We start from the raw sequence: 15,982 nt of genomic DNA on the forward strand, positions 1-15,982 counted from the left end.
TTAATTACACGCAAATAACACGGATAAACCCATGATCGGACAACTTCGCGGAACCCTGCTGGAAAAACGCCCCCCGGTATTGCTGCTGGATGTGGGCGGCGTTGGCTACGAAGTGGAAGCCCCCATGACCGTGTTCTACGATCTGCCCGACGCGGGCGCAGAACTGACCCTGCATACCCATTTTGTGGTCCGCGAAGACGCCCAGCTGTTGTATGGCTTTGCCGACCGCTATGAGCGAGAGCTGTTTCGTGCCTTGATCAAGGTGAACGGCGTGGGGCCGAAAATGGCCCTGGCGATTCTGTCCGGCATCGAAGCGGATCGCCTGGCGCGCTGTATCCAGGATCAGGACACTACCTCGTTGGTAAAGGTGCCAGGCATTGGCAAGAAAACCGCCGAGCGGCTGGTGATCGAAATGAGCGATCGACTCGACAAGATTGACGGTGGTCCGGTGAGCTTGCCCGGCCGGGTCGATACCCGACAGCCGGATGACGCCCGCAGCGATGCCATTGCCGCCCTGGAAGCGCTGGGCTATCGCAACAAGGACGCTGCCGCGGCGGTGGCCAAAGCGGCGGATGAGGATGGCCTCAGTAGTGAACAATTGATCCGCAAGGCACTCAAAAGCCTGGCCCGCTAGCGCTGCACCCTGATGCTGCCCCTCACTTTGTGATAACAGTAATAGCAGTACGGCATCAGGGTGCGATACGCTAGCGACTCCCACGATATAGAGGCAAGCCCGCCGCAGGCATGGATAACGAACGAGTCATTACCGCGGCTGCGGTTGGCAGCCACGAAGAGCAACAGGACAGGGCCATTCGCCCGGCCAGCCTGGCGGATTATCACGGGCAGGCGAAAGTCAGCGAGCGCATGGAAATCTTTATTGATGCCGCGCGTGGTCGCCGTGAAGCTCTCGATCACACCCTGATTTTTGGCCCGCCGGGTCTCGGCAAGACGACCCTTGCGCACATTATTGCCCGTGAGATGGGTTGCGAACTCAAGTCCACCTCTGGTCCGGTGCTGGAAAAAGCCGGGGATCTGGCCGCCATCCTGACCAATCTGGAAGAGGGCGACGTGCTCTTCGTGGATGAAATCCACCGCCTCTCCCCGGTGGTAGAGGAAATTCTCTACCCGGCCATGGAAGACTATCAGCTGGATATCATGATCGGTGAAGGCCCGGCCGCTCGCTCGATCAAGCTGGACCTGCCGCCGTTTACCCTGGTGGGCGCGACCACCCGTGCCGGTTTGCTCACCGCTCCATTGCGCGATCGCTTCGGCATTGTGCAACGCCTCGAATTCTATTCCGTGGATGACCTGTCCGGCATTGTGAGCCGCGCCTGCGACATCCTTGCCATCCCCATTGAAACGGCGGGAGCCATGGAAGTGGCACGCCGCGCCCGCGGCACCCCGCGTATTGCCAATCGCCTGTTGCGGCGGGTGCGCGATTACGCCGAAGTGAAGGGAGATGGGCGTATTACCGAAGACATCGCTCAGCGGGCACTGGATATGCTGGAAGTGGACAGTTGTGGCCTGGATGGCACCGATCGCCGCTTGCTGGACATGATCATGCACAAGTTTGATGGTGGGCCGGTGGGGCTGGAATCCCTGGCGGCGGCGCTCAATGAAGACTCTGGCACCCTGGAAGAGGTGGTGGAGCCCTACCTGATTCAGCAGGGCTTCATTCAGCGCACCCCGCGCGGGCGTGCGGTGACCAACCACGCCTGGCGACATTTTGGCCTGCAGCGCCCGCGGCAGGACGGTGATTTGTTTAATGATTGAAAAAGATCAGGAAAACGGGGAATTTACCCTGCCTGTGCGCGTCTACATCGAAGACACTGATGCCGGTGGCATTGTCTATTACGTGAATTATCTGAAATTCATGGAGCGGGCGCGTACCGAGTTTCTGCGCAGGCTGGGCTACCAGCACTATGCGCTGGCGGATGAAAACTTTCAGTTTGTGGTGCATTCCGCCAATGTGCAGTATCGCCAACCGGCACGTATTGATGATGCGCTGACCGTGACAGCCACATTGAAAAAACTGGGTAAGGCCACGCTGCTGTTTGATCAGCAGGTGAAAAAGGCGGAAACGTTGATTTGCCAGGCGGAGATCAAAGTCGCCTGCGTGAGTGCCGATACCCTGAAGCCGACGGCGATTCCGTCGGCACTGTATAAGAAATTTAGCGCGGCCAGCAAAGGAGAAGGGCTACATGGTTGAGGCATCCGACATGTCTGTCGTCAGTTTGATCAGTCACGCCACGATAGTGGTGCAGCTGGTGATGGCGCTGTTGATTCTGGCGTCATTGACGTCCTGGTACATGATCGTTGGCCGTTTCCGCGTGCTCGGGCGTGCCCATCGTGCGGGGCGTGCTTTCGAGGAAAAGTTTTGGTCCAGCGATGATCTGGCGTCCCTTTACAACCAGAGCCGCAAGGACCCGGACGTGGATTCCGGTACTGAAGCCATTTTCCGGGCCGGTTTTCAGGAATTTGTTCGACTTTCCAAGAGTACCCGCGGTGCCGAAGCCGTCATGGATGGTGCTCAACGGGCCATGCGCGTTGCCCTGCAACGTGAGCAGACTCGCCTGACCAAACACTTGCCGTTTCTGGCCACGGTCGGCTCCACCAGCCCTTATGTGGGCCTGTTCGGTACGGTCTGGGGCATCATGAATTCCTTTATGGCGCTGGCCAACGTGAAACAGGCGACCCTCAGTGTGGTGGCTCCGGGTATCGCAGAAGCGCTGATTGCCACGGCCATTGGCCTGTTCGCGGCGATTCCAGCGGTGATGGCCTATAACCGCTTCTCCGCCCAGAGTGATGCCTTGCTGACGGAAAATGAAATGTTCGCGGAAGAGTTCTCTTCCGTACTGCACCGTCAGGCCCACGGGCGCGAGGCATGAGCATGAGCGGCGTAAAGATACGGGTGCCGCGCAAGCTCGTTGCCGAGATGAACGTGGTGCCCTACATCGATGTGATGCTGGTGTTGCTGGTGATCTTCATGGCCACGGCGCCGATGATGACCCAGGGCATCAATGTGGACCTGCCGGACAGTAACAGCGATCCCATTGATACCACCAAGAACGAACCGGTGATCATTTCCGTTACCGCCGATGGCAGCTATTTCATTGATGTGGGTGGCGACAGCCAGAAGTCCTCCAGCCTGGAAACCGTGAAAGGCCATGTGCTGCGTATCCACAAGCACAAGCCGTCCACCCTGTTTCTGGTGGAAGGCGATGGCAACGTGGCCTATGCCCGGGTGGTGTCGCTGATGGGCGCGTTACAGGAAGCGGGTATTTCCCAGCTTGGGTTGGTGACGGAACCGCAGGGACGCAATGAGTGATCGCCGCGTTGGGGTGCTTTTCACGCTGTTTATCCACCTGCTGGTGTTCGGGTTGTTGGTGTTCAGCTGGAGCACGGACCCGTCCCTGCACAAGGCCCCGGTGGTGCCGCCCCATGTAAAGGCCACCATGGTGGAACGGTCGAAGCAGCAGAAAGCGCCGGTGGCGAAGCCGAAAACGGAAGTGAAGCCAACGCCCAAGCCTGCTGCGAAACCCAAGCCCAAGCCAAAGCCTGAACCGAAAACGGAGCCCAAGCCAAAGCCGAAGCCCAAACCCGCGCCGAAACCGACGCCCAAGCCTGAGCCAAAACCCAAGCCTGCGCCGGACAAAAAACCGGATCCGGTGAAGAAGCCGGACCCGAAGCCAGCGCCCAAACCGGATCCAAAACCGGTAGTGCCCGACATTGACACTCCCAGCGTGGAAGAAATGCTGGCCGAGGAAGAGCTGGAAATGGACAGGCAGAGCAAGGCGTCCGATCAGCCTGATCAGGAAGCGGCCAGCAATGCGGACCAGGCTGATGCCGAAGTGGCCAGTTTTACCGATGCCATCGCCGCCCATGTGGGGCAGCGTTGGCGGATTCCCGGCAATTACCGTAACCGGGATGACATCACCACGCGGGTAAAAATACAGATGATCCCGGGCGGTGAAGTGATCAATGTATCGGTGGCACAAAGTAGTGGTTACCCGGATTTCGACGAATCGGTCATGAATGCCGTCAAGCTGGCCAGTCCGTTACCGGTACCGGATGGCCAGTTGTTTAACGAACAGTTTCGCTCACTGGTGATCGAATTTGATCCTGGAGTTGCACAATGATAGGTGTGTTAAGGATGCAGCAAGCCTGTAAACGCAAAGTGTGGACACAAATCAGTATCGCCCTGATGGCAGCCCTGTGGATGGTAAATGCCCAGGCAGAGTTGCTGATCAAGGTAACAGAAGGGCGCGTGGACGCGGTGCCGATCGCGGTCGTGCCTTTTGATGGCGCACAAAATGCCCCCGAAGATGTCTCCCAGATTGTGCAGGCCGACCTGCATCGCAGCGGTCAGTTCAAGCCGCTGCCCCCGGAAGATATGCTCAGCCGGCCCCGTAATGAACAGGAAATGATCTACCGGGACTTCAAGGTGCTGGGCACGGAATACGTGATTACGGGCAGCATGAAGGCTCAGGAAACCGGTGGCTATGAAGTCAGCTATGCGCTGTTCGATGTGGCCCGGCAGAAAAAGCTGATGTCGGAAACCTATCGCCCGCCCGAGTCGCAGCTGCGTGATGTGGCCCATGCCATCAGTGACCGTATTTATGAGCAGCTCACCGGTATTCCCGGCGCCTTCTCCACCAAGATTCTTTATGTGACGCACAATCGCCATGACGCCAATCCCTACCAGCTGCAGTATGCGGATGCAGATGGGCACCGGGTCACCACGATCCTGCGTAGTAAAGAGCCGATCATGAGCCCCACCTGGTCGCCGGATGGCAGGAAAATTGCTTACGTATCGTTTGAAGATCAGGGACGCCCGGCCATTTATATTCACAGCCTGGCCACCACCGAGCGCGAAAAAGTGTCCAGTTTCAGTGGCATCAACGGCGCCCCGGACTGGTCGCCGGATGGCCAGAAGCTGGCTCTGACGCTGTCGCGTGACGGTAACCCCGAAATTTATATGCTAAATCTGTCCACCAAGGGGCTGACCCGGCTAACCAACAATTACGGCATTGATACCGAGCCGCGCTGGTTGCCCGATGGCGAACATCTGGTGTTCACCTCCAGCCGTTCCGGTGGCCCACAGATTTATAAACTGAACATAAATGATAAGTCGGTCCGGCGGGTTTCGTTCCAGGGCGCCTATAATGCGCGCTCGGATGTGACCCCCGATGGCCGCTATCTCGTTTATGTGCATCGACGAAATGGAAATTTCAATGTCGGTGTGCAGGACCTCCAGCGCGGCACATTCAATATTGTGACCCGCACCGATATGGATGAATCGCCCAGTGTTGCACCCAATGGAAGTATGGTAATTTACGGGACGCAACACGGGGGAACGGGGGTTCTGGAAGCCGTATCCATCGATGGCAGAGTGAAAGTTGAGCTGCCGTCGAAGGAAGGGGAAGTCAGAGAACCGGCATGGTCGCCGTTCCTCTGAGTGGTTCTCGGAGTCCAATACTAGGAAATTATAGGAGCTTTTCGCATGCGTTCATTACTTAACCCGCTGTTTGCCATTGTGCTGGCAGCTGCCCTGGCAGCCTGTTCCAGCACCCCGACTGAAGACGATACTTCTGCGACTGACAACATGTCTCAGCAGACTGACACTTCTCCGGTCACTCCGGTTGAGCCGTCAGAGCCGGTTAAGCCGGACACCAGCAGCATCCCGCTGACTGCTGACAACTTCTACAACCATCCGTCCAACTACGACGGTACTACCGATTCTCGCGTTATCTACTTCGCGTTCGACAGCAACACCGTTCCGGCTGCGGCTTTCGAAACCCTGCGTGCCCACGCGACCTACCTGAAGAACAACGCTAACGCGAAAATTCGTCTGGAAGGTCACGCTGATGAGCGCGGTACCCGTGAATACAACGTTGCTCTGTCCGAGCGTCGTTCCAAAGCGGTAGAGAAGTTCCTGCGCGTACAAGGTGTTGCTTCCTCACAGCTGGAAATCGTTTCCTACGGTGAAGAGAAGCCGGCAGCCTTTGGCCACGGTGAAATGGACTGGGCCAAAAACCGCCGCGTAGAAATCAACTACCTGTCCGGCCGTCCGTAAGGCATGAAGGTAGTGATGACAGCGCGCCTGCTCGCAGGCGCGATGCTCAGCTCCCTGGTGTTCTGTGCGCATGCACAGAGCACTGGGCCGCTGGCCGTTGAAGAGCGTAGCCTCGCCCAGGCGCAATCCCAAATGCGCAATACCTCCACACCGTCTGCTGCGGTGAACGAGGATGGGTTGATGGTGTTGATGCAACAGCAGCAACAGTTTGAAGAACAGATTCAGCAGCTGCAGGGTCAGCTGGAAGAGTTGCGCCACGAGCTTTCCACTCTCAAGGAAGCCGAGCGTGAGCGTTATCTGGATCTGGATACCCGAATTAATACGCTGGCTGAACGGGGACAGACCGAGCAGCCAGAGGACGGCGCTGAAGGGGATAATGACCCGGAAGCGGACCGTGCCGCCTACAATGCTGCCAAGGACAAATTGGTCAGTGGTGACTTCAAGGGTGCCATTGCCGGTTTCGAGGCGTATCTGGGTGAATTCCCGCAGGGAATGTCCCGGGCCAACGCCCATTTCTGGGCGGGCAAGCTATACAGTGACCAGAAAGAGCCGGACTTGAAGAAGGCGGAAGGCCATTTTCAGGCGGTGGCCGACGATTACCCGGACCATAGCAAGGCCCCGAAAAGCCTCTATATTCTGGCCGTCATGCAGGCCAAGGCCGGTGAGGTTTCGCCCGCCAAGGTCAATCTGCACAAGCTGATCAAGCAATACCCGGATAGCAGCGAAGCCGGCCAGGCCAAGAGCCTGCTGGACCAGCTCAACCCGTAGCACCTTCCTGTCCCTTTACCGGCGGCACAGAGGCCGGTAAAGGTGATAGAATCCGCGCATTTCCGCCCCAACCGACGATTAAGGGGCCCTCAGGAGATGTTGTGGAACTCCGTCTTACCGAAATTTTCCATTCCCTACAGGGTGAATCCCGTACCGTGGGCCGCCCGACGGTCTTCGTGCGCCTGACCGGCTGCCCGCAACGCTGTGTCTGGTGTGATACGGAATATGCCTTTTCCGGGGGGGAGAAATGGACCTTGGCGGCGATTCGCGAGCAGGTAGCCGCCCATGGGGCGCAATACGTGACGGTGACCGGTGGCGAACCGCTGGCCCAGCCGAACTGCCTGCCGTTGCTCACGGCGCTGTGTGATGACGGTTACCAGGTGAGCCTGGAAACCGGTGGCGCCATGGATATTGCCGGAGTGGATGAGCGCGTTTCTGTGGTCATGGACCTGAAAGCGCCGGGCTCTGGGGAACAGCACAACAATCGTCTGGAGAATATCCCCCTGCTCAAGGCGCACCATCAGGTGAAGTTCGTGCTGGCGGACCGCAAGGACTATGACTGGGCGCGTTTCATGCTGGACCAGCACCAGCTGCATAAACGGGTCAGCGATGTGCTGTTTTCGCCGGTGCAGGACGGTCTGGCGCCGGGAGAATTGGCGGACTGGATTGTGGCTGACCGCTTACCGGTCCGTTTTCAGTTACAGCTGCATAAATACCTTTGGAATGATGCCCGGGGGCGTTGATAGGCGCGAGACGCAAAACCCCTGATATCAACCGCAACAACCGAAAACGAAGAGTAAACAAGGAGCCTGCCATGAAGAAAGCCGTGGTGCTGCTATCCGGTGGCCTGGATTCAGCCACCTGCCTGGCCATTGCCAGGGACCAGGGCTATGAATGCCATACCATCGCGTTCGATTATGGCCAGCGTACCCGTTCGGAGCTGGATGCGGCGGTGCAGGTGTCCGGGGCGCTGGGGGCATTGAGCCACCGTGTTATCGAGCTGGGCATGGGCAATATTGGCGGCTCTGCGCTGACGGATCATTCCATCGATGTACCGGAAGATGGCGGTGAGGGCATTCCGGTGACCTATGTGCCGGCGCGCAATACCGTGTTCCTGTCATTGGCGTTGGGCCTGGCGGAAGTGGTTGATGCACAAGCCATTTTTATTGGCGTGAATGCGGTGGACTATTCCGGTTACCCGGATTGTCGCCCGGCGTTTATCGAGGCGTTCCAGTCCATGGCCAATCTGGCCACCAAGGCCGGGGTGGAAGGCCGGCCGATGCAGATCGAGACCCCGTTGATGCACCTGAGCAAGGCGCAGATTATTCAGCAGGGGGTAGCGCTGGGGCTGGATTACGGGCTCACGGTGTCCTGCTATCAGGCTGACGAGAATGGCAATGCCTGTGGCAAATGCGACAGTTGCCGCTTGCGCAGCCAGGGGTTCGAGGATGCATTGGTTAAAGATCCAACAAACTATCAATAAAGCGGAAAAAATTTCGGTTAACCCCTTGTCACCCAGAAATAAATCCGTATTATTTGCGCCTCCTTCGGGAGCGGGTCGTTAGCTCAGTTGGTAGAGCAGTTGGCTTTTAACCAATTGGTCGCTGGTTCGAATCCAGCACGACCCACCATATTTAAAAGGGCTCGCCTACGGCGGGCCCTTTTTCGTTTCAGCCTCCCAGCTTCTCTCTCCCTCCGATGTTCCGTGCGGGCAGCGATCGATCAGCGCTGCAGTTCGCCAGTGCGTTGAAACAAGCGGTTGTCGTGTTCCTCGGCGGGCTTCCACACAGGCAGGCCGGCCAATTCAGCCAGCTCCACCATGTGTGCAGTGCCGCGCCCGCCAGGGAAGGCGATGACGCCCTGTGGGCGACCATGATGCAGCATGCGGCGGTTACGCATGGGGCCGGCGGCCCGCCCGTGGGCTTTCCAGTTGGCGGGGTAGCTCACCTGGTCGATGCCGTGGTTGTGGGCCCACTGGCCTGCCAGGCGGTCGGCGCCGCTGGCGTTGCCGTGAATCAACAGGCTCAGGGTGTCATCCCGGTGCAGGCGGCAGAGGGTCTGCTCCAGCAGGGCATGGTTGTCAAAATCGCGGCCACCGCAGACAAGAATACGCATTATACTGTCCATAATGTCAGTGTTGCGGGAAGTATAAGCATAGGGCCCGGCGATTGCACCTTTGTGATTGTTGTCTTGCAGGCACGTGATGGATAGATGGATAGCCGCATTCACAGGTCGTTGACAGAGTGACAGGTTAAAGTTGTACAAGATTTACTTCGTGTACAACCTGAAAGGGCCCCATGCACCGTGATGCTCTTTCCTGCAACCAGTGAGGTCGCTCCATGGACAGTGCTCAATCATCATCATCGTTGTCGACGTTGCCCGGGATGCGTATTCCGGTGGGGATCAGTGCCTGTCTGATGGGCCTGGAGGTGCGCCATGACAAGGGGCATAAGCATTCCCGCTACTGTACCGAGGTGCTGTCGTCGTACTTTGAATTCCGCTCGCTGTGCCCCGAAATGGGGGCGGGGATGCCGGCGCCGCGCAAGGCCATGCATCTTGTCGAGCCTGCCCAGGCAGAACAGGAGCCGGGCAGCGAGGCCCTGCGCCTGCTGACCACGGATGGCGAGCGTGACTGCACCGCGCTGATGCAGGATTTCATTGACCGTACGTTGCCGTCTCTGGCTCCCCTGCGCGGTTATATCCTGATGGCCAAATCCCCCAGCTGTGGCATGGAGCGAATTCGTGTTTATAACGCTGCCGGCAATGTGCAGCGCCGTGATGCCAGCGGGTTGTTCGCGGCGGCGCTGGCAGAGCGCTACCCGCTGATGCCGCTGGAAGAAGAAGGGCGATTGAATGATGCGACCCTGCGGGAGAATTTCATTGAGCGCGTTTTTCTGTATGACGACTGGTGCCAGATGATGGAGCGGGGGCTTACCGCCCAGCAGCTGATTGCCTTCCACAGCCGGCACAAATTCCAGTTACTGGCCCATTGTCAGAAAACCTACCGTGAATTGGGCCCCATGCTGGCGGATATGAAGGCGCGCCCCCTGGAGGACATTGCCCGGGATTATATCCAGGCGGTTATGACCGCCATGAAGAAGCGGGTCTCCCGCGGGGCGCATGTGAATACCTTGCAGCACCTGGCCGGGTTTCTGCGCCAGGACCTGGGAGATGCGGACCGGGCACTGATCAACGAGCAGATTGATGCTTACCTGCGTGAAGAGGTGCCCTTGGTGGTGCCGATGACGTTGCTGCGCGGGGCGCTGCGCAAAACGGACCAGCCGTACCTGGCCCAGCAGCGTTATCTGTCGCCGTACCCCGATCCGCTGGGCCTGAGAAACCGGGTATGAGTGACTCGGTGGAGGTTTCCCCGCTGTTTGTTCCGCAAGCCGATGGCGTCAGTATTCAGCAGGTCAGCACGCGCTGTGGTATTCCAGCGGTCACCCTGCGGGCCTGGGAGCGCCGCTATGGCTTGCTGTCCCCTGGCCGGACCGAGAAGGGGCACCGGCGTTACAGCGAGGCTGATATGGCCCGTATCCAGCAGATTCAGCAGTGGCTGGAGCGGGGCGTGCCGATTAGTCAGGTGAGCGGCTTGCTGGCCCAGCCGGACACGGCGGCCAGTGCTCGCTATGAGTCGAGCGATGGCCCCTGGCAGGAGGCTGCCACTGCGGCCATGGCAGCGCTGGAATCGCTTAATACCCGCCGTCTGGAGCAATTGCTCAACGGGTTGTTGAACGATTACAGCCATGCACTGGTGCTGGAGCAGTTTTGTGATCCGTTGCGGGCGCAACTGGCGGCCACCCCGTCGCTGGGCGGGCTGTTGACCGTGCTGGATAGCGTGCTGGTGGCCAAGTGGTCGTCGCGGGCGTTGTCGCTGGCGCCACGCCGCCGGCAAGCGGGCTGGCTGCTGGTGCCGGTGGGCGGCGCCTTGCCGGCTCTGGAGTTGGCGATGGTATTGAACCGTCCGCTCTGGTGTTTGGGGTCAAACCTGTCTGCCGGCGAGCTGCGCAGCGTGTTCGAAGGGCTGGCCGAGCGGGGTGGAGGCGTGCTGTGGGTGCTGGATCGTTGGCCGACGGCGGCAGAGCACCAGCAAATGGGCGTCGCGTCCGCCCGCGGCCTTGCCGAAGCGTGCTGGGGAATGGATGTTTCTCAGCTGCCATTGCCGGCAGAGGTATCACTGCTCACCGGCCGCCGGCAGGCGCTGCTGAGCGAACTGGATCGGCTACAACACTCCTGGAGCACGACATGAACCTGGTCTGGTATCGCAATGACCTGCGTGTGGCCGCGCATTCGCCCTTGCAGGCTGCCCTGTCGGAATCCTCAGGGGAAGCCGTGTCCGGGCCACGTGCTCTGGCGGTGTACTGTCTGTGCCAGGGGCAATGGGACCGCCATCAAGTGGCGCCGTTACGGCGCTGGTATGTGCTGGAAAGTGTCCGTGAGCTGGGGGAGGCGCTGGCTCGCCGGGGGATTGATCTGCATGTGCTGGAGGCGGATACCTTTGCCGCCGTGCCGGAGGTGCTGGCGCAGTTTGCCCAAGAGCACGGCGTGACACACCTGTACTGCAACCGTGAGTATCCCCTGAACGAAAAACAGCGCGACAAGGCGGTGGCGGAACGGTTGCGCGGGCAAGGCGTTTCCCTGCAGGGATTCGACGACGGGGTATTGGTGCCGCCGGCTGCATTGCGTACCGGAAAAGGCACGCCCTATACGGTGTTTGGTGCCTACAAGAAACGCTGGGATGTCTGGATGGCGGACCATCACCCGGCGGTGACGCCGGCTCCGCCAGAATCTGATCACCGCGGTAACTTTGTCGGGGCTGCGGTGGTGGACAAGGCCCTGAAAGCCTTGAGCGTCCCTGAGGCCTTAACGCAGCAGTGGTTGCCCGGCGAAGAAGCCGCCTGGCAACAGCTCGACCAGTTTGTGGAACAGGCATTGGCGGGTTATCGCCGCCAGCGGGATTTTCCCGATATTGCAGGCACCAGTGGTTTGTCGGCAGCGTTATCCGCAGGGGCCTTGTCCGTGGCCAGCTGCTACCGTGCGGCAAGCCAGGCCATGGCGGATGCGGGGAGCCGTGACGGCGCCACGTGCTGGATCGGCGAATTGGCCTGGCGGGATTTCTATCGGCAGATCATGGCCCAGTTTCCCCGTGTCAGCCGCGGGCAGGCATTTCGTCCTGAGACCGATCTGTTGCAATGGGACCAGGATGACGAACGCTTCGCCGCCTGGTGCGAAGGGCGTACCGGTTACCCGCTGGTGGATGCGGCCATGCGTCAGCTGGTTGCCACCGGCTGGATGCATAACCGGCTGCGTATGGTGACAGCCATGTTTCTCAGCAAGCATCTTTGGCTGGACTGGCGTCGTGGAGAAGCCTTCTTTATGGCCCACCTGATGGATGGGGATTTTGCCGCCAACAATGGTGGCTGGCAGTGGAGCGCATCGGCGGGCACGGATGCGGTGCCCTATTTTCGGGTCTTCAACCCGGTGCGTCAGGGGCAGCGCTTTGATAGCGAGGGCCGTTTCATTGCCCGCTGGGTACCTGAATTGCGAGGCTTGGATAGCAAGCAAATCCATGAGCCCTGGAAGCAACCGTTACTGGCGCCGGATTATCCGCCGCCCATCGTGCCCCATGCGGGGGTGCGTGAGCGGGTGACCACCGCGTTCAAGGCAGCAAAGACACAGTTTGATCAGGAGCAATCCATGGGCTCGGCTATGGATGACAACATGGATAACACCGGAAAGGGAAAAGCATGAGTCAGCGTATCGCCATCGTCGGAGCCGGGATCAGTGGGCTGACCGCCGCCTGGTACCTGTCCAAAGCGGGCCATCAGGTTGAGGTGTTTGAAGCCAATGACTATCTGGGCGGCCATACCTGTACGGTGCCGGTTTCCCGGCCCCACGGGGAGTACGCGATTGATGTGGGATTTATCGTCTTCAATGACCGCACCTACCCGAACTATCTGCGCCTGCTGGATGAGCTGGGCATACAGGGGCAGCCGACGCCCATGGGTTTTGCGGTGAGTGACCAGAAGAACGGGCTGGAATATTGTGGCGATGGGCTGGGGGGGATGTTTGCCCAGAAACGCAATCTTTTCAGTCCATCACACTGGCGCTTTATTGGTGACATCTTGCGATTCAACAAGCAGGCGCCGGCCTTGCTCAATAGCGCAGAGGGAGACATCCCGCTGGGGAAATATTTGCGCGAGCGCGGTTACGGTGAGCGCTTTTCCCGGGATTATATTCTGGCCATGGGCGGCGCTATCTGGTCCTGCTCGCTGGAGCAGATGGAGGTGTTTCCTGCCCGGTTCTTTATTCAGTTTTTCCAGAACCATGGCCTGCTGTCGCTGAATGATCGCCCGCAGTGGTTTGTGGTGCCGGGCGGCTCCAATCAATATGTGCAGCCGCTGGTGGACGGTTGTGATGCCGCGTTCCATGTCGCCACACCGGTGCAGGGGATACGTCGAGATCATCACGGGGTGCACGTCACCGCACAGGGCAAAGAGCAGCACTTTGACCAGGTGGTGCTGGCTTGTCACAGCAACCAGGCTTTGGCATTGCTGGATGATCCGGATGCGCGAGAAAAAGATGCCTTGTCGCAATTGGGTTATCAGGATAACGAGGTGGTCTTGCACACCGACACCCGGCTTTTGCCCCGTCGCGAGCGGGTCTGGTCCAGCTGGAATGCTCTGCTGTTTGAACAGGATCAGGAGCGGGTCCAGGTGACCTACAACATGAATATCCTGCAGGGCATCAGTGCCCCGGAAACGTTCTGTGTGACGCTCAATGCCACCGATCTTATTGATGAAGAAAAGATCCTGGCACGCTACCGTTTTGCGCACCCGCTGTTCACTCCGCACACCGTGGCGGCCCGGGAGCAATTGCTGAAAGAAAACGGCAAACAGGGTACCTGGTTTGCCGGTGCCTGGTGCCGCAATGGCTTTCATGAAGATGGCGTGGTGTCTGCGTTGAACGTGGTGGAAGGCATTGCTGGCGCAGCGCAGCCGGGGAGCGCTGCGTAATGCGTGCCTCGGCAGAGCAGGCGGTAATGTCCAGTGCCATTGCCCAGGGGCGGGTCTGGCATCAGCGCTTGCAACCCTTTACGCATCGCTTTGACTACCCGCTGTGGATGGTCTGGTGCGATCTGGAAAAAATTGATGAGCTGCTGGGGCGACACTGGGCCTGGGGCCGGGCATGGCGCCCGGTGACGTTTCGTGACCGGGATTACCTGGATGGCCGTTGCATTCCGCTGGCGGAAAAAGTGCGGGAAAAAGCCGTCGCTCTGGGGTTGGACTGGTCCCGGGGGCGCACCTTTATGCTGGGGCAGTGGCGTACGTTTGGTTCCCTGTTCAATCCTCTGGTGCTGTACCTGCATTTTCCTGAAGGGCAAAGCCAGCCCGACAGCATGATTGCCGAGGTGCAGAATACGCCCTGGCGGGAACGCCACTTTTACCCGCTCACCTTTTCTCGTGGTGATAACGACGCCCTGGTGGTCGATCACCCCAAAGCCTTTCATGTCTCGCCGTTCCTGCCCATGTTGCTGCAATACCACTGGGATCTTCACGTTGCCTTACCCGATCTGCGAATAGGGTTAGAGGACCGGGATAACCAGGTTCCCGTCTTCAAGGCCGGGGTGAAATTGCAATTATTTGCGTCAGAACCGGCGATGATGGGCAAGGGCATTTTCCGGTTTGGTGCACAGGGGTTGGCCACGCTGAAACGCATTTACTGGCAGGCCTTCAAACTGTGGCGCAAGGGGGCGGTCTTCCATGGCCACCCCGCTGGCAAGCGCGATGACTGAGATCAAGGAAACAGGGAGTGAGACACATGCTGTCTGGCGATAAAGCCTCTGACAATAAAGGTGACCAGGCCGGCACACTGAGTTGGCCGCAATCGGTGGCGCGCGCGCTGGTGTTGAATCAGCTTGAGAAACTGCCCCAGGGTGGCCTGCGTATCGATGAGCCGGATGGCAATACGGTCATGCTTGGCTCCGCGGTGCGGGGCAATAATGCTCAGGCTAATGAGGCTAACGACCTGGGGCACATCGTGCTGGCCGACTGGCGCACCTACAGCATGATGATGAGCGGTGGAGCGCTGGGGGCGGCGGAAGCGTTTATGGAGCAAGGCTGGTCCAGCCCGGACCTGATCAAGGTGATTCGCTATTTCGCGGCCAATGTGGATGCAATGCAAGCCCTGGAAGGCGGCTTTGCCGCCCTGTCCAAGCCGGCGCTGAAAATGCTGCATCGCTACAACCGTAATTCGCTGCAAGGTTCCCGCCGGAATATTTCTGCCCACTATGATCTGGGTAACGACTTTTTCAGCCTGTTTCTTGATCGCACCATGATGTATTCCAGTGCGGTGTTTCCCCGCCCGGATGCGTCTCTGGAAGAAGCGTCTGTGCACAAGCTGGAGCTGATCTGTCAGCGCCTGCAATTGCAGCCGGGAATGACCCTGCTGGAAATTGGCACCGGCTGGGGTGGGTTGGCCCTGCATGCGGCACAGCATTATGGCGTCACCGTTACCACCACAACCATCTCCCGTGAGCAGGCCCGCTATGCCCGCCAACAGGTGGCCGATGCCGGGTTGGATGACTGCATCACCATTCTGGAAAAGGATTACCGTGAACTCACCGGCCAATACGATCGTGTGGTGTCGGTGGAAATGATTGAAGCGGTGGGGGCAGAATTTCTGCCGGGATACTTTGATGTGCTCGGCAAACGTTTGAAGCCGGAAGGGCTGTTGCTGATTCAGGCGATCACCGTGCCGGATCAGCGTTTTGACTACGCGCTCAAGCAGGTGGATTTCATCAAGCGTTATATCTTCCCAGGCGGCTTTCTGCCCAGCGTGTCGGTGATGTGCGATAACCTGACCCGCCATACCCGCCTGGTGGCCACCGAGTTGCATGACATCGGTCACGATTACGCCCTGACCCTGAATCACTGGCGGCAACGTTTTCATGGTGCGCTGTCCCGCATTCGGGAACTGGGGTTTGATGAGCGGTTCGTGCGTATGTGGGAGTACTATTTGTGCTATTGCGAGGGGGCGTTCCTGGAGCGGGCGATCAGTACGGTACACCTGGTGGCCGCCGGTCCCGCCTACCGGCCTTCCTGCAAGCCTTCCCCGCAGGCTTGAAGGAAGGCTTGA

The 15,982-nt window shown here is 59.1% G+C and carries 18 protein-coding genes and 1 tRNA gene; 18 read left to right on the plus strand and 1 reads right to left on the minus strand.

The features are described from left to right. Positions 1-31: 31 nt before the first annotated feature. The 12 genes from ruvA to ADG881_RS15750 all read left to right on the plus strand — a co-directional run bounded on the left by ruvA (position 32) and on the right by ADG881_RS15750 (position 8,475). Positions 32-634: a Holliday junction branch migration protein RuvA gene (gene ruvA / locus ADG881_RS15695; RefSeq protein WP_007150963.1), complete on the plus strand. Its 603-nt coding sequence runs from the start codon at positions 32-34 to the stop codon at positions 632-634. Positions 635-744: 110 nt separating this feature from the next. Continuing rightward, a complete protein-coding gene (gene ruvB / locus ADG881_RS15700) occupies positions 745-1,773 on the plus strand; it encodes a Holliday junction branch migration DNA helicase RuvB (RefSeq protein ID WP_007149719.1) in 1,029 nt (342 codons plus the stop codon). Beyond that, a complete protein-coding gene (gene ybgC / locus ADG881_RS15705) occupies positions 1,766-2,209 on the plus strand; it encodes a tol-pal system-associated acyl-CoA thioesterase (protein ID WP_007151208.1) in 444 nt (147 codons plus the stop codon). Before ruvB ends, ybgC begins: the two co-directional genes overlap by 8 nt. Then, positions 2,202-2,888, plus strand: a complete 687-nt coding sequence (gene tolQ, locus ADG881_RS15710) for a protein TolQ (protein ID WP_007149201.1) — start codon at positions 2,202-2,204, stop codon at positions 2,886-2,888. Before ybgC ends, tolQ begins: the two co-directional genes overlap by 8 nt. Positions 2,889-2,890: 2 nt before the next feature. Next, a complete protein-coding gene (tolR, locus tag ADG881_RS15715; RefSeq protein ID WP_039927546.1) occupies positions 2,891-3,328 on the plus strand; it encodes a protein TolR in 438 nt (145 codons plus the stop codon). After that, complete coding sequence (gene tolA, locus ADG881_RS15720) at positions 3,321-4,139, plus strand: cell envelope integrity protein TolA (RefSeq protein ID WP_007148516.1); 819 nt, start codon at positions 3,321-3,323, stop codon at positions 4,137-4,139. The genes tolR and tolA overlap by 8 nt, the downstream gene beginning before the upstream one ends. Positions 4,140-4,153: 14 nt before the next feature. Then, positions 4,154-5,458, plus strand: coding sequence for a Tol-Pal system beta propeller repeat protein TolB (gene tolB, locus ADG881_RS15725; protein ID WP_007151225.1), 1,305 nt, complete (start codon positions 4,154-4,156; stop codon positions 5,456-5,458). A 45-nt stretch (positions 5,459-5,503) separates the two neighbouring features. Beyond that, positions 5,504-6,076 carry a peptidoglycan-associated lipoprotein Pal gene (pal, locus tag ADG881_RS15730; protein ID WP_007150084.1) on the plus strand — a complete coding sequence of 191 codons (573 nt, stop codon included), beginning with the start codon at positions 5,504-5,506 and terminating at the stop codon, positions 6,074-6,076. Between the two features lie 15 nt (positions 6,077-6,091). Next, positions 6,092-6,844, plus strand: coding sequence for a tol-pal system protein YbgF (ybgF, locus tag ADG881_RS15735; protein ID WP_232211737.1), 753 nt, complete (start codon positions 6,092-6,094; stop codon positions 6,842-6,844). Between the two features lie 101 nt (positions 6,845-6,945). Further along, a complete protein-coding gene (queE, locus tag ADG881_RS15740) occupies positions 6,946-7,587 on the plus strand; it encodes a 7-carboxy-7-deazaguanine synthase QueE (RefSeq protein ID WP_007148848.1) in 642 nt (213 codons plus the stop codon). Positions 7,588-7,658: 71 nt separating this feature from the next. Then, positions 7,659-8,327: a 7-cyano-7-deazaguanine synthase QueC gene (gene queC / locus ADG881_RS15745; RefSeq protein WP_007150225.1), complete on the plus strand. Its 669-nt coding sequence runs from the start codon at positions 7,659-7,661 to the stop codon at positions 8,325-8,327. A gap of 72 nt (positions 8,328-8,399) precedes the next feature. Then, positions 8,400-8,475, plus strand: a tRNA-Lys gene (locus tag ADG881_RS15750). 91 nt (positions 8,476-8,566) lie between these two features. On the opposite strand, the gene ADG881_RS15755 is transcribed toward ADG881_RS15750, so the two are convergent. Beyond that, the gene (locus ADG881_RS15755; protein ID WP_007148944.1) at positions 8,567-8,959 is read right to left on the minus strand and encodes a DUF2493 domain-containing protein; all 393 of its coding nucleotides are present in this window, start codon (positions 8,957-8,959) and stop codon (positions 8,567-8,569) included. A gap of 224 nt (positions 8,960-9,183) precedes the next feature. Here ADG881_RS15755 and ADG881_RS15760 point away from each other — a divergent pair, with 224 nt between their 5' ends. The 6 genes from ADG881_RS15760 to ADG881_RS15785 are packed head-to-tail and all read left to right on the plus strand — an operon-like array spanning position 9,184 to position 15,970. Then, positions 9,184-10,194 carry a DUF523 and DUF1722 domain-containing protein gene (locus tag ADG881_RS15760; RefSeq protein ID WP_230457747.1) on the plus strand — a complete coding sequence of 337 codons (1,011 nt, stop codon included), beginning with the start codon at positions 9,184-9,186 and terminating at the stop codon, positions 10,192-10,194. Continuing rightward, positions 10,191-11,093, plus strand: coding sequence for a MerR family transcriptional regulator (locus ADG881_RS15765; RefSeq protein WP_007148678.1), 903 nt, complete (start codon positions 10,191-10,193; stop codon positions 11,091-11,093). The genes ADG881_RS15760 and ADG881_RS15765 overlap by 4 nt, the downstream gene beginning before the upstream one ends. After that, on the plus strand, positions 11,090-12,595 hold the full coding sequence (locus tag ADG881_RS15770) for a deoxyribodipyrimidine photo-lyase (protein ID WP_007150446.1): 1,506 nt from the start codon (positions 11,090-11,092) through the stop codon (positions 12,593-12,595). The genes ADG881_RS15765 and ADG881_RS15770 overlap by 4 nt, the downstream gene beginning before the upstream one ends. Then, the gene (locus tag ADG881_RS15775; protein ID WP_007149524.1) at positions 12,592-13,860 is read left to right on the plus strand and encodes an NAD(P)/FAD-dependent oxidoreductase; all 1,269 of its coding nucleotides are present in this window, start codon (positions 12,592-12,594) and stop codon (positions 13,858-13,860) included. Before ADG881_RS15770 ends, ADG881_RS15775 begins: the two co-directional genes overlap by 4 nt. Beyond that, a complete protein-coding gene (locus ADG881_RS15780; protein ID WP_007148437.1) occupies positions 13,860-14,639 on the plus strand; it encodes a DUF1365 domain-containing protein in 780 nt (259 codons plus the stop codon). The genes ADG881_RS15775 and ADG881_RS15780 overlap by 1 nt, the downstream gene beginning before the upstream one ends. A gap of 26 nt (positions 14,640-14,665) precedes the next feature. Further along, complete coding sequence (locus ADG881_RS15785; RefSeq protein ID WP_007151075.1) at positions 14,666-15,970, plus strand: cyclopropane-fatty-acyl-phospholipid synthase family protein; 1,305 nt, start codon at positions 14,666-14,668, stop codon at positions 15,968-15,970. Positions 15,971-15,982: the final 12 nt, after the last annotated feature.

This window comes from Alcanivorax sp. DG881 (assembly GCF_000155615.1).
Taxonomy (GTDB): domain Bacteria; phylum Pseudomonadota; class Gammaproteobacteria; order Pseudomonadales; family Alcanivoracaceae; genus Alcanivorax.